The following is a 371-nucleotide window of genomic DNA, read 5'->3' as shown; positions in this document are numbered from 1 at the left end:
TAAAGAAACTGGAAAATTTCAAGTGGATGGGTGATGTTTCGAATAACGTTACCAAACAAGCAGTCAAGGATGCCTGCGGTTCATTTAAACGGTTCTTTAAAGGGCAAGCGAAATTCCCGAGGTTTAAGTCAAAACGAAAAACCAAACCGTCGTTTTACAACGACAACGTGAAACTAAAAGTCAAACCAAAGAAAGTTCTGATCGAGAAAGTTGGGTGGGTGAAGACATGTGAACAACTACCGATAGGAGTAACGTACACCAATCCAAGAGTATCATTTGACGGGAAGTATTGGTATGTAGCGGTTGGGCTTGAAGAAGAGTTTGACAAGCAAGAGGTAACGGAGGAAGTCTTGGGCATCGACCTTGGGATC

General features: G+C 42.6%; 1 pseudogene. It reads left to right on the top strand.

Annotation, left to right across the window (positions count from 1 at the left end):
* A pseudogene (locus AVZ68_RS19510) lies at positions 1–371 on the top strand (RNA-guided endonuclease InsQ/TnpB family protein); the annotation flags it as partial.

It is taken from the genome of Shouchella shacheensis, assembly GCF_001484965.1.
Lineage (GTDB): Bacteria > Bacillota > Bacilli > Bacillales > Bacillaceae_D > Shouchella > Shouchella shacheensis.
The sequence above is the reverse complement of the archived record's forward strand: the minus strand, read 5'-3'. Positions and strand labels throughout refer to the sequence as shown.